Annotated in this window: 15 protein-coding genes; 6 read left to right on the top strand and 9 right to left on the bottom strand. The window is 49.6% G+C overall.

Translation table 11 applies throughout. The annotated features are described in order from the left end of the window. Nucleotides 1-42 precede the first annotated feature (42 nt). The 3 genes from gluQRS to sfsA all read right to left on the bottom strand — a co-directional run bounded on the left by gluQRS (nt 43) and on the right by sfsA (nt 2,463). Nucleotides 43-921 (bottom strand): tRNA glutamyl-Q(34) synthetase GluQRS, encoded by an 879-nt coding sequence (gene gluQRS / locus CSR04_RS22620; RefSeq protein WP_102798624.1) that lies wholly within the window; start codon nt 919-921, stop codon nt 43-45. Between the two features lie 212 nt (nt 922-1,133). After that, nucleotides 1,134-1,583 (bottom strand): RNA polymerase-binding protein DksA, encoded by a 450-nt coding sequence (dksA, locus tag CSR04_RS22615; protein ID WP_102798623.1) that lies wholly within the window; start codon nt 1,581-1,583, stop codon nt 1,134-1,136. Nucleotides 1,584-1,758: 175 nt separating this feature from the next. After that, on the bottom strand, nt 1,759-2,463 hold the full coding sequence (gene sfsA, locus CSR04_RS22610) for a DNA/RNA nuclease SfsA (RefSeq protein ID WP_102798622.1): 705 nt from the start codon (nt 2,461-2,463) through the stop codon (nt 1,759-1,761). A gap of 86 nt (nt 2,464-2,549) precedes the next feature. On the opposite strand from sfsA, the gene pepB reads away from it, so the two are divergent. Further along, the gene (pepB, locus tag CSR04_RS22605) at nt 2,550-3,836 is read left to right on the top strand and encodes an aminopeptidase PepB (RefSeq protein ID WP_102798621.1); all 1,287 of its coding nucleotides are present in this window, start codon (nt 2,550-2,552) and stop codon (nt 3,834-3,836) included. Between the two features lie 81 nt (nt 3,837-3,917). Here the strand turns inward: pepB and CSR04_RS22600 are convergent, their stop codons facing one another. Next, nucleotides 3,918-4,100, bottom strand: coding sequence for a helix-turn-helix domain-containing protein (locus tag CSR04_RS22600; protein WP_102798620.1), 183 nt, complete (start codon nt 4,098-4,100; stop codon nt 3,918-3,920). 204 nt (nt 4,101-4,304) lie between these two features. Between CSR04_RS22600 and CSR04_RS22595 the strand changes: the two genes are divergently transcribed. Next, nucleotides 4,305-4,898, top strand: coding sequence for a YhgN family NAAT transporter (locus CSR04_RS22595; RefSeq protein ID WP_102798619.1), 594 nt, complete (start codon nt 4,305-4,307; stop codon nt 4,896-4,898). After that, nucleotides 4,895-5,470, top strand: a complete 576-nt coding sequence (locus tag CSR04_RS22590; protein ID WP_102798618.1) for a YjaG family protein — start codon at nt 4,895-4,897, stop codon at nt 5,468-5,470. Before CSR04_RS22595 ends, CSR04_RS22590 begins: the two co-directional genes overlap by 4 nt. Before the next feature lie 12 nt (nt 5,471-5,482). Here the strand turns inward: CSR04_RS22590 and CSR04_RS22585 are convergent, their stop codons facing one another. After that, nucleotides 5,483-5,854, bottom strand: a complete 372-nt coding sequence (locus CSR04_RS22585; RefSeq protein WP_102798617.1) for a diacylglycerol kinase — start codon at nt 5,852-5,854, stop codon at nt 5,483-5,485. Between the two features lie 3 nt (nt 5,855-5,857). Beyond that, nucleotides 5,858-6,442, bottom strand: a complete 585-nt coding sequence (gene rsmD, locus CSR04_RS22580) for a 16S rRNA (guanine(966)-N(2))-methyltransferase RsmD (RefSeq protein ID WP_102798616.1) — start codon at nt 6,440-6,442, stop codon at nt 5,858-5,860. A gap of 87 nt (nt 6,443-6,529) precedes the next feature. Here rsmD and ftsY point away from each other — a divergent pair, with 87 nt between their 5' ends. Genes ftsY through ftsX form a run of 3 tightly spaced genes read left to right on the top strand, consistent with a single transcriptional unit; the run spans nt 6,530 to nt 9,433 of the window. After that, nucleotides 6,530-7,765: a signal recognition particle-docking protein FtsY gene (gene ftsY / locus CSR04_RS22575; RefSeq protein ID WP_102798615.1), complete on the top strand. Its 1,236-nt coding sequence runs from the start codon at nt 6,530-6,532 to the stop codon at nt 7,763-7,765. A 2-nt stretch (nt 7,766-7,767) separates the two neighbouring features. Further along, nucleotides 7,768-8,469, top strand: a complete 702-nt coding sequence (gene ftsE, locus CSR04_RS22570; RefSeq protein ID WP_102798614.1) for a cell division ATP-binding protein FtsE — start codon at nt 7,768-7,770, stop codon at nt 8,467-8,469. Further along, nucleotides 8,453-9,433: a permease-like cell division protein FtsX gene (gene ftsX, locus CSR04_RS22565; RefSeq protein ID WP_102798613.1), complete on the top strand. Its 981-nt coding sequence runs from the start codon at nt 8,453-8,455 to the stop codon at nt 9,431-9,433. Before ftsE ends, ftsX begins: the two co-directional genes overlap by 17 nt. Nucleotides 9,434-9,719: 286 nt before the next feature. Here the strand turns inward: ftsX and CSR04_RS22560 are convergent, their stop codons facing one another. The 3 genes from CSR04_RS22560 to CSR04_RS22550 form a co-directional block, all read right to left on the bottom strand. Continuing rightward, the gene (locus CSR04_RS22560; protein WP_102798612.1) at nt 9,720-11,081 is read right to left on the bottom strand and encodes a sigma 54-interacting transcriptional regulator; all 1,362 of its coding nucleotides are present in this window, start codon (nt 11,079-11,081) and stop codon (nt 9,720-9,722) included. Continuing rightward, the gene (locus tag CSR04_RS22555; RefSeq protein WP_146027233.1) at nt 11,071-11,631 is read right to left on the bottom strand and encodes a hypothetical protein; all 561 of its coding nucleotides are present in this window, start codon (nt 11,629-11,631) and stop codon (nt 11,071-11,073) included. Before CSR04_RS22555 ends, CSR04_RS22560 begins: the two co-directional genes overlap by 11 nt. Further along, nucleotides 11,624-12,652: HAMP domain-containing sensor histidine kinase (locus CSR04_RS22550; protein WP_102798610.1), on the bottom strand; the 1,029-nt coding region annotated here is incomplete at its 5' end. The genes CSR04_RS22550 and CSR04_RS22555, both read right to left, overlap by 8 nt.

The raw sequence follows: 12,652 nt of genomic DNA, 5'->3' as shown, positions 1-12,652 counted from the left end.
GCTAATAATATACCAGCGAAGCAAAAAAGAGAATCAGACAGGTCAGAGCTCAACCAGCCACTCCCGCTGGGGAGGCAATTGTCTGACCGACCAGTTCTTTACAGCCCATTCCAGCAACGTTTCAGCCTGTGCAAACTCAGCCAACCTGGCAGGCGCAAAACCCAGTATTTGCAGGGCACTGCGCAAGTTATCCAGGACCTTACGGGTATCCAAAGCCGGCGCGTGATTTTGTTTACTTAGTTTCTGACCTGGCCGCAGGCAAGCCACAGGCAGATGTAACCAGGCCGGCGGATTGATGCCCAGGCCTCTGTATAACGCCAATTGCAATACCGTGACTTCCAACAGATCGGCACCTCTTACGACTTCGGTAATGCCCTGGGCAATATCATCTGCCACCACTGCTAACTGATAAGCATAAAGGCCATCTTTACGGCGGATAACAAAATCCTCCTGGGCCACATCGGGATTAACGCTGATGCGCCCCAGGTGGCCATCGTCAAACTCCAGTAACGGCTGTTGGTTAAGAAATCGTATGGCAGAACCTTTTTCCACCGTTCCCTTTGCCTGACAACGAACATGCCCCCCCTGGGCTTTGATTTCAGCGCGGGTGCATCGGCAAAAATAGCTCATACCTGCATCGCGAAGCTGCCTTAATGCACCATCGTAATATTCGCTGCGTGTGCTTTGAAAAATCACCGGTTCGTCCCACTTCAGACCGTGGACGTGCAATTGCTCAAGAATCAACTCTGCAGCACCGGCCATTTCACGAGGAGGATCTATGTCTTCTATTCTGACCAACCATCGCCCTTGATGGCTTTTTGCTTGCAGGAAACTGCCCAGTGCAGCGACCAGTGAGCCCAAATGCAAAGGACCAGAAGGGGAAGGCGCGAAACGCCCTATGTAAGCAGAATATTCAGACATGAGCGGTGTTGATCAGAATCATGCCAGGGTATTTGTCGCTAAGCATGCTTTATCATCAAGACTTACTGCAGACGGGCAGAGTGAAGACATGCTGGACTTTTTCAACAAGTAAGACGAAGGGTACCGTCTTTAAGAGGCAGTCAGCCCGACCCGTTCGGCCGGGCTTGCGCAGCAGCAATCTACGTGCACATCCGCAAACAGCAAGGCAATATTTAGCCCTGCATTTGCTTTTCTTTAATCTCTGCCATGGTCTTACAATCGATACAAAGATCCGCAGTAGGACGGGCTTCCAATCGACGCACACCAATTTCAATACCGCAGGCATCGCAAAATCCAAAATCGTCTTCTTCGATACGCTTCAGGGTTTTCTCAATTTTCTTGATCAGCTTGCGCTCGCGGTCACGGGTGCGTAACTCCAGGCTGAATTCCTCTTCCTGGGCAGCGCGATCGACCGGATCAGGGAAATTGGCCGCTTCGTCCTGCATATGGTGCACTGTACGATCCACTTCCTCTCGCAACTGGTCTCGCCACGCTTTCAGCAAGCGGCGGAAGTGTTCCAGTTGCCCCTCATTCATGTACTCCTCGCCAGCTTTCTCCTGATAAGGAGCTAAACCGGCCAGGGCCAGTAATCCGAGTGACTTATGTGAATTTTCTGTTGGCATCAGCCAAGTCTCCTAAACAGCTTTCAGAGCTAAAGCAAGCGGCTATCTATAGCAGAAAGGCCCTTGCCAGGCAATTTATATCATTTGACCAGGCTGCAGGGCCACGTCAAATGCCGTACTGCCAAAAATCAGTAGCCTTATATGGCTATTGACGGGTAAAAATCAACCCTCAATATTAGAGAATCAGATCGAGTGGTTGATTTAATAGAATTTTTTCGGCATCAAAGGTACAGCTGTAGGCCATCACTTCAACACCTGCGGCCAATGCATCCTGCAATGCCGCTGCATATGCCGGGTCAATATGTCGGGCCACCTGTACAGATTGGATACCGGTATGCTGAACACAAAAAAACAACACTGCGCGCGCGTGGTTGCTCGCCACCCAGGTCAGTTCCTGCAAATGACGCTGTCCGCGCAAAGTAACAGCGTCAGGAAAGTATCCTCGCCGACCGTCGAGTAAGGTCACGGATTTTATTTCAACATAGCAGTCCGGTTCCCCTGCTTTGCTCAGCAACAAGTCAATGCGGCTATTTTCTTGCCCATATTTTACTTCCCGGCGAATTGACTCATAGCCGCACAGCGCGTTAACCCGCTGTTGGAATATCGCTTCTTCCACCAGCTTGTTGGCATTTAAGGTGTTAATGCCAATCCAATGATTCTGAAAGTCTTGTGCCAGTTGCCAGCTATATGCCAGCTTACGTTTGGGATCGGGATGATAAGACAGCCAAACCCTGAAACCCGGCTCAGCGCAGCCCGTCATGGCGCCGGTATTGGCACAATGCGCGGTGACAATCTCACCGCTGTCCAATTCCACATCGGCCAGAAAACGCTTATAGCGTTTAATCAGCTTGCCGCAAAGCAAAGGGGATTCAAAGTGCATAGCTTGAGAGCAGTACCTTAACTGGTAGAATGAAATAAATAGCCTGAGCTCGAAAGCCGCTCAGGATAGCACAACAGGAGTATTTCATGTCCAGCTTGCAAGTCAGACTTAGCGCTTCCAATCCCGACAGTCATTGGGGTAGCAAGGCACCGGTTTCTTTTGATAGCCAGTCCGCCACCATTCACCTGTCAGGCTCTGACAAAGACCAAATCCGTAGTATACGTAAAGCCGCCAGATTACTGGATAGCATTGGCATTGAATCTGTACAATTGACAGATGACTGGAGCCTTGAACAGCAATGGGCCTTCGCCGGTAGCTTCACCACGGCGAAAAAGCAGAATCATATTCAATGGGTCAGTGATGCCAATCAGGATAAGCTGAGCCAAATGTATCAAGCCATGCTGTTTACCCGTAATCTGGTCAACCGCACTCCCGAGGATATTTATCCACAAAGTCTGGCCAATGAAGTCAGCCAATGGTTGTCCACACTGGCACCACAAGCCGTCACAGTGAAAACCCTGGTTGGCGAGGAATTACAACAAGCCGGCTGGACCGGTATTTATAATGTGGGCCGGGGAAGCAGCAGACCTCCCGTATTATTAGAGCTGGACTACAACCCCAGCGGCGACGCCAATGCACCAGTAGCCGCCGCATTAGTGGGAAAAGGCATTACCTTTGACAGCGGTGGCTACAGTATCAAGGCCAGTGAAGGGATGCTGACCATGAAGTGTGACATGGGCGGGGCTGCAACGGTAAGCGGTGCACTGGGTCTGGCCATTATGCAAGGCTTAAACAAGCGGGTGAAGCTGTTCTTATGCTGCGCCGAAAACCTGATCAGCGGCCATGCTTATAAGCTTGGCGATATTCTGACTTACAAAAACGGTATGACCGTGGAGATCGTCAATACCGATGCTGAAGGGCGTCTGGTATTGGCGGACGGATTGCTGGCTGCCGGAGAAACCGGTGCAGGATTGATTATCGATGCCGCCACCCTGACCGGAGCTGCCGTGATGGCACTGGGCGGTGAATACCATGCCTTGTTTGGTTTGGATCATCAAACTCAGCAGAAAATGCAAACCTATGCTGAGCAGGAAATGGAGCCTGTATGGCCGTTACCTTTAGAAAACTGGCATCAGGAAATGTGTCCATCCCCCTATGCGGATACGGCTAATAGTCGCCCCATGAAAGGAGGCGGTGCGGGTGGTGCCTCTAATGCGGCAGGCTTTCTGTCTCGTTTTGTGCCCAATCAAGGCCAGGGCTGGGTGCATATGGATTTAGCTGCGGCATTTAATAACACCGCCACCAACACCATGCCTGCCGGTGCTACAGCACAAGGCATTCGTACCATCGCCAGGGCGCTGCTCGAAGCTTAATGAGTAAAATGACAACCTCCAGCTAAACTAGCTGGAATTGCAATGGAATTAAAAAGGGAAGCGACTGGCTTCCCTTTTTAATTAAATTCCGCCCAGACGTTCGGCAAACTCTTTATATTTGCGTACATCTTCGCTGTCAAACAACGGTTTCCCCTCTGCATCTTTATCTCTTGCCACCAAGAGACTTTCCCGTTCCAGACGTTCCACCCTGATCTCTTGCACTCCCAGATACTCGGCCACTTCAGACACCGACATCAAACTCATTGCTGTATTCCTCTTTATTATAAGAATTCTGATTCATTATAGTCCGCCCAATTCAGACAACCTGCTGCCGGATAGACATTTATGCACTAAACCTGTGGCTAATGCGCCCTGATTCAGGTCTTTTCAATTAACTTACTGAAAGTCTGCCGCTTTTGACAGATAATAGACAGACTAAAAGAATGTCACTCTACTGCTGGGAAATCAATGGATACCTGGTCTGCCGCCATTATGTTGTTTTTTATTATGGATCCTTTGGGGAATTTGCCCATTTTTATGTCCGTACTCAAGGGGATCCCATCACGTCGCAGACGCTATATTGTGGCGCGTGAGTTATTATTTTCCCTGGCCATTATGTTGCTGTTTCTGTATAGCGGACAGGCAGTACTGGATTTTCTCAACGTACGTCAGGAAACGGTTAGTATTGCCGGAGGGATAGTATTGTTCCTGATTGCCATCAGGATGATTTTCCCTCAACCCGGCGGTCCGGTTGGCCATAGTTCTGATTCAGAGCCGTTTCTGGTGCCGTTGGCTATTCCATTAGTTGCAGGCCCCTCCTTGCTGGCCGCATTGATTCTGATCGCCAATCAGGACCCAAGCCGCATGACTGACTGGACCATTGCAGCTGTTTCTGCCTGGCTGGCGTCGTCGGCCATTCTAATGTTTTCTGGTTTATTCCACCGCTTACTGGGTGAGCGCGGATTAACGGCAGTAGAACGTCTTATGGGGATGATTCTGGCGATGATATCAATACAGATGTTCCTGGACGGCATAGCTAAGTATTTGGAGCACAGCGTATGAAACTCAACACTTTTCAACGAGTACGCACGCTGGAAGGCTGGCAGGCAGTGGCCTTTGGTGCCACGCTGGTAGAACGCAGCCTGCCGAATTATTTACTGTTCTGCGAAGTCTGTGAATTTGGTGATGCGGAACAGTATCGCAACAGTCTGAATGCGGTATGGGACTGGCTGGCCAATCCAAAAGCCAAATTAAACCTGGCGGTGCATCTGGAACGAATAGAAGAAGCCACCCCGGACGCCAATGAATTTGACACTTACGGTGTTTATCCGGCTATCGATCTCTGCATGTCTTTTGCAGCCTTATTACAGTTGATGATGGGCGAAGATGCACAGGGCGCGGTGGTGATCAGTAAGCTTTCTCAGGGATCGGTAGAAGCCTTTATTGAGGCTACCAGCGAAGATGAACTAGACGCTAAACAGATTAAAGCTCACCCACTTATGCAATGGGAAGTCGCCTTTCAAAATGAATTACTGGACTTGGTTGAGACACTTCCCAGAGATAAAAATAGCATAACAGCTTTACGCACTATGGCGGTGGAAGAAGGTATCAGCAATATCGGCCTGGAAATCTGATTAACAGCGACACTAGAATGCTTTTGGCAGGGCAATCGCCAGCCAGGACATCAGTATAATCAGCATACTGAAAAACACTGCTGCCGACCCCAGATCTTTGGCTTGTTTTGACAATGGATGCCTGTCTGTGCTGATTCGGTCAATAGCCGCCTCGATTGCACTGTTAATACATTCCACCACCAGTAACAATATTAACGGTCCAGTTAGCAGCACCAGTTCAACCGGTGTGTTGGCTAACCAGAAAGCCAATGGGATCATCACGGCACAAAGCATTAGCTCCTGACGAAATGCAGCTTCGTGGCGAAACGCATACCCTATACCGTCCACTGAACAGATTGCTGCGCGCCATATTCTGGTCAATCCAGTGCCATTAGGCTTTTGCATTTCTCACCCCAGATACTGAAATAATTGATAACTGACCTGTTTGGTCTGCTTGTGCTTAAGTTGCTGCCATGAATCAGGGACAGGCAGAGTCGCTTCAAGTTCCGCCTCAACATAAATAAGCGCAGCGGGATTCAGCAGTTTATATTGCGTCAATAATGGTATGACCTCCACCAGCAGATTGTGGTGAAAGGGTGGGTCAAGAAAGACCAGATCAAATCCTTGCTGACATTGTGCGAGAAAAACCTGTAACGAGGTGTTTATCACTTTGGCTTGGTTTTGCGCCCCAACAAGCTGGATATTTTTGGTTAACAGCTCAGCAGCCTGACGGTCTTTTTCAACAAAGGTTACCGAATCAGCAAACCGGGACAAAGCTTCAAAACCCAATCCTCCACTACCGGCAAAGGCATCCAGACAGCGGCTATCGGCGGTATGCGCAGCCAACCAGTTAAACAAGGTCTCTTTGGTTCTGTCGGTCGTTGGACGAAGCCCCTCGACATCCAGCACCGGTAACTTTCTGCCACGCCAACGTCCACCAATAATGCGAATACTGCCCATGGCTGAGGCCGGGCGTTTTACAGCTCGCTTCATTTGTCAATTCAAGAAATGCTATGATTGCGCACAGTCTAATCGGCCAGGGCCGATAACCCAACGTTTTTCAAAGGATCTCTAACGCTCATGTCAAAGTTTTTTGGCTGGTTCAAAAAAGATAAACCGGCACCAGCAGACGACAAGCCAACCCCTGCGGCCCAACCAGACGCCCCCATCCAGGAGCCAGCCACATCAAATAAACAGGAAGTAGATAATACTCAACCAGAACAACATATAGAGACGCTCAAGGAAGACCCATCATCTGATGACAAGACCGTTTTGCCTGTCGACGAGGATGTTGCTAAACCAATAACTGAGCCTGAGCCTGAGCCTGAGCCTGAGCCTGAGCCTGAGCCTGAGCCTGAGCCTGAGCCTGAGCCTGAGCCTGAGCCTGCAAGTAAAAGCGGATTCTTCGCCAGACTCAAGCAAAGTTTATCCCGCACCAGCAACAATATTGGCAGCGGTATTGCCAGTTTGTTTCGAGGCAAAAAAATCGACGATGAATTGTTTGAGGAGCTGGAAACTCAGCTGTTGGTTGCCGATGTGGGCATCAATACCACCAGCACTATTATCAAACAACTGACGGAGGGCGCCAAACGCAATGAGTTACGCGATGGTGATGCTCTGTTTAGCCTGTTAAAAAAACAAATGACCGGAATGTTGGAGGGAGTCAGCCAACCTTTGCAAATCCCCTCATCGTCCGGCCCCTTTGTGATTTTGATGGTCGGTGTTAACGGGGTGGGTAAAACCACTACTATCGGTAAGCTGGCCAGACAATTTCAGCAGCAGGGTAAAAGCGTGATGCTGGCTGCAGGAGATACCTTCAGAGCCGCTGCGGTAGAGCAACTGCAAACATGGGGGGAACGCAACAAGATCCCAGTGGTGGCTCAGCACACCGGCGCTGACAGCGCATCTGTTATCTTTGATGCACTGCAGTCGGCCAAATCACGCAATATCGACGTATTGATTGCCGATACGGCTGGCCGTCTGCAAAACAAAGATAACCTGATGGAAGAGCTGAAAAAAATCGTGCGGGTTATGAAAAAACTGGATGAAGACACCCCCCATGAAATCATGCTGACTTTGGATGCAGGCACAGGACAGAATGCCATCAGCCAAACCCGACTGTTCAATCAGGCAGTCGGTTTATCAGGATTGTGTCTGACCAAGTTGGATGGCACCGCAAAAGGCGGCGTCATATTTGCTCTGGCCGATCAATTTGGTTTGCCCATCCGCTATATTGGTGTGGGTGAAGGTATCGACGACTTACGCCCCTTCGACGGACCACAGTTTGTTGAAGCCCTGTTCAGCGAAAAGGACTGACCATGATTCGCTTTGAGCAGGTCAGTAAGACTTATCCCGGCGGTCAGCAAGCCCTGCGCCAGGTTAATTTCCATATTGCACCAGGTGAAATGGCCTTTTTAACAGGCCATTCCGGGGCAGGAAAAAGCACACTGCTGAAGCTTATCAGTATTATGGAGCGCCCTACAGTGGGGAGGGTACTGATCAACGGTCACGACTTGAATGTCATCCACCGCCGCCAAGTGCCTTTTATTCGCCGTGACATCGGCATGATATTTCAAAGCCACCAATTGTTAATGGACAAATCTGTATTTGACAATGTGGCTCTACCGCTGATTATCGAGGGCCATACGCATAAGGAAATTGCAAAGCGTGTTGGTGCAGTGCTAGAAAGGGTGGGACTGGCGGATAAAAGCCGCTGCCTGCCGATTACCCTGTCCGGTGGTGAACAGCAGCGTGTTGGCATTGCCAGGGCCGTAGTGAACAAGCCGCCACTGCTTTTGGCGGATGAGCCCACCGGCAACCTGGATCCCAAGCTATCACTGGAGATCATCCGTCTTTTCGAAGACTTTAACCAGGCAGGCGTTGCGGTACTTATTGCCACCCATGATCTGGGACTGATAGCCCGCATGAAGTATCGCACTTTGACTTTAAAGAAAGGCCAGATGATCACCGACGGGTTAACAGAAGAATGGCCAGGAGACGACGATGAGCCTGCTATTTAAAGGTCGTGCCCAGGGGGCTGAACGGGTGGGTATTTCACCATTACAGCAACTCACCATGTTTTTTGTCAGCCATATACGCCAGGCCCTGGCCAGTTTAGGTGAACTGTGGCGCAACCGCGCGGCGTCAATGATGACCATCGCAGTTCTGGGGCTGAGCATTACCTTACCCAGTACCTTGTATATATTGTTGAAGAATACCGAAAGAGTCAGCGCAGGCTGGGATCAGGCTTCAGAGATCACGCTGTTCTTGCATCGCAGTACGCAGATTGGCGATATTCACCAATTACAAACCCGGCTTGGACTTTGGCCAGAGATTGAAAAGGTTGAGCATATAGACAAAAGTCAGGCCATGGATGAATTTAAGCAATTGTCCGGCTTTGGTGATGCCCTTAACCACCTGGACGATAACCCTCTTCCCGACGTCTTACTGGTTACCCCCACCAGCAAACATACGTCCCCCACAGCCGCAGGGCTGCTATTGGATAAATTACGCAAAGAGCGTGAAGTAGAAGTCGGCCAGTTGGATATTCAGTGGTTGGAACGCTTACATGGCCTGGTTGGTATTGCTAAAGAACTGGTCAGCGTCATTGCGCTGTTATTATTTCTGGCGGTGGTACTGATTATTGGCAATACCATACGCTTAAATATCCTCAATAAGCGCGACGAAATTCTGGTCATGAAGCTGGTTGGCGCCACCGATGCCTTTATTCAACGTCCGTTTCTCTACACCGGCTTCTGGTATGGTTTGCTTGGCGGTTTACTGGCCTGGGTTACCGTAGCACTACTTTTATGGTGGATGAGTGACAGCATTGCCAAAGTGGCGCAATTGTATCAAACCCAGTTTAGTCTCGACGGCCTGCAAGGCGATGCCCTGCTGACCATGTTGGGATTATCCGTTTTTCTGGGTCTGGCCGGCTCAATGATATCCGTGCATAAGCATATCCGTGCCATAGAACCTAAATAAGTTGGCAGTTGGCAGTTGGCAGTTGGCAGTTGGCAGTTGGCAGTTGGCAGTTTAGTCTGACCCGCCCTCATGCTCTGTCAAAGGATTTCTGCTAACTGACAACTGATTACTGGCCACTTTGATCCGACGGCTTACATCCCGTCGGACTCAAGTCCGACCCACTGTGGGTTGGGCTTAAGCCCAACAACAATAGCTTCAATATCCGTGGTTACTTTACAGTTGGCAGTTCAGGTCGCCCCTGCTCCGCCAACTGATTACTGCCAACTGATTACTGACCACTGAAGACTTATTCCCGGAACGCTTCCGGGGACAAATGATGCTTATCCAGCAGTTTGTAGAATTCGGTGCGATTCCTACCTGCTATTCTTGCAGCCTGGGTCACATTACCAGTGGTAGCTTTGAGTAAATCTGCCAGATATCGGCGCTCAAACTCGTCCCGGGCACGGGCAAAGGAAGGTAAAGAGCTGGGTTTATCACGCAGGGCTTTTTGCACCAGCTCCGCCGGAATCAGTGGGCCGCTGCATAAAGCCACCGTCTGCTCAACCACATTTTGTAGTTGCCTGACATTACCAGGCCAAGGCGCTGCAATCAGCAGCTCCATTGCCTCATCCGAATAGCCGGTTACCTGCTTTCTGCTGCGAGACAATATCTGGTTAAGGAAATGGTTCACCAGCAAGGGAATATCATCGCGACGCTCTGCCAGTGGTGGCAATCTCAGTTCCACGACATTCAGGCGGTAATACAGATCTTCCCTGAACTCTCCATCCTGGATGGCTTGCTCAAGGTTGCGGTGAGTTGCACTGATAATCCGCACATCAATGCTAATAGGCTGTGTTGCGCCAACCGGCCTGACTTCACGCTCTTGCAGCGCTCGTAGCAGTTTCACCTGAAAATTCAGAGGCATGTCACCAATTTCATCCAGGAACAAGGTGCCACCATTTGCCGACTGAAATAGGCCGACATGCTCGCGATTTGCGCCGGTAAATGCACCTTTGGTGTGGCCAAACAACTCGGATTCAAATAGGGATTCGGGAATGGCTGCACAGTTTACCGCCACAAAAGGTGCACTGGCCCTGTCACTGATCAAGTGAATGGCCTTGGCCAGCAATTCCTTACCCGTACCACTTTGACTGTTTATTAAAATACTGACATCACTGTCTGCCACTTGCCTGGCCTGCTGTAGCAGTTCTTCCATCTTGGCACTGCGACTGATAATGGCACTACGCCAATTGCTGTCGTCAGTCTGGCGGTTATCGTCACTCCCCATAGGATGCAAGCGGATTGCGTCAGCTGTGGCGGTGAGCAATTGTTGGCTGTCAAAGGGTTTTGTCAGATAAGAGAATACGCCTTTTTTAGTCGCTTCTATTGCATCAGGGATAGTGCCATGCGCTGTAAGAATAATTACCGGCATGCCTGGGTAGCGCTCCCGCGTCGCACCAAACAAAGCCATGCCATCCATACCCTCCATACGCAGATCGCTGATAACCAGATCCGGATTAAAGGTCTCCATGATGCCCAATGCCTGTTTGCCACTGTCGGCACTTTCCACTTTGTAACCTGCGCCAAGCAAACGCATACTGATTAGTTTCAACAAGGATGGATCATCATCCACGACTAAAACCCGCTTGTCTGCTACCTCATTTACCATTGGTTTCAGCTTCCCTCTTCAGAATATTTCTCTCAATTGCTTTTAATTGCTGCAATTGTTGTTCCAAAGATTGTTTCTGTTTCTGCAACCATTCCCTGTCTCTTTGCTCTTTCTTTAAATCAGACTGTAGGCGCCGGATTTTTTCGTCCAGCTCCGTTGACTCTCGCTGTAGTTGTATCTGCTCATCCAACTGATCAGATAACAAGTGCAGAAGCCCTAAATCATCATCTGACTGCTTCTGCAAATACTGGCGCAAATGGCTTCTTGCCAGTTGCGAATTTTTCAGCGGCGAGCCAGGTAAACTATAAAGCATGACCAAATGAATCGCCGCTTGCTCATCACCTGTCTCAGCTAATTGTTGTTGATGAGAGACTTCAGTCTTTATCCCCGTGCTGTCCAGTTTAGTTATCTTTTTATAGTACCCTTCAGCACTGACTGGTTGATTGACCGGCAGCGGTTCATTTTGTGGCAGGAAGGGCAACGTTTCGCATCCAGACAACAGTATCGTCGCCAAGATAAGCCCTAAACACTTGCTACTTAAATTAAACATGAATAATCTTCTCCACCCCGGAGTGGGGCAAGCTTATCTTGAAATGACAGCCTTTCTGGCTGTCCATTAGTTGAATGTGGCCATTATACTTTTGCACGAGCTCGCGAGTAATCGTCAGCCCCAGTCCACTCCCTTTGATTTTTGCATCGGCACGAACGCTGCCCTGAAAGAAAGGCTCAAATACCTGCTCACGCTGATTTTTCGGGATTCCCGGACCTTGATCAATGACATTCAGCAAAAATACATGCACATCCAACTCTGCACAGATCTGTATATTGCCCTGAGCCGGTGAAAACTTCACCGCATTTGACAGCAAATTATCCAGAATTACCCGCAAGTGTTCAGGATGTAAGGGCATCTTGAAGTCATTCTCCGGTAACTGTATCTGTAAGTTTTTACCCTGAATCTCCAAGGCCCGATCATTCAGCACACGTTCTAAACTGTATGACAGATAACTGGACTGTGGTTTGAGGGCGGAGCTGTTATCTAACACCATATTGAAGTTCAGTAGGTCCTCAATCAGACACTGCAGACGACTGACACTGGTTCGGATAATACCCGAAACCTCTTGCTGAGCAGGATTCAGGGCACCCGCCGTACCATCATACAAAAGTTCTGCTCCTTCGCGGATGGCAGCCAGTGGGGTCTTCAACTCATGAGAGATATGCCGGATAAAGTGACTTTTTTGTTGCTCCAGATCCAGCAGCTTTAAGCGCATAGCATCCAGAATCTGCGCTACCTCCTGAATATCCTGTACTCCTTCCACGGTGACAGGTTGGTCAAAGTTGCCCTCCTGCAGTCGGCCTATCTGAGGCTTCAGTTGGTTTATTGGTCGCATCAGCAACTTAACAAAAAGCAGTGCAATTAATAAGGAAGCCGGAATCACTAATGCGGACTGTAATACAGTAGCGCGAAGCTGGTCAGCGCTACGTTCTATGGCCAGCACTTCAGAATCAATTGCCTGACGGCTCAGTCGATACAGTTCGTTAGCTGCCTCGTTTAGATTACCGTAACCCCGTTG

This window comes from Bowmanella denitrificans (genome assembly GCF_002887595.1).
GTDB lineage: Bacteria > Pseudomonadota > Gammaproteobacteria > Enterobacterales > Alteromonadaceae > Bowmanella > Bowmanella denitrificans.
Note: the sequence above shows the minus strand (reverse complement) of the source record. Positions and strands in the feature narration are given on the sequence as shown.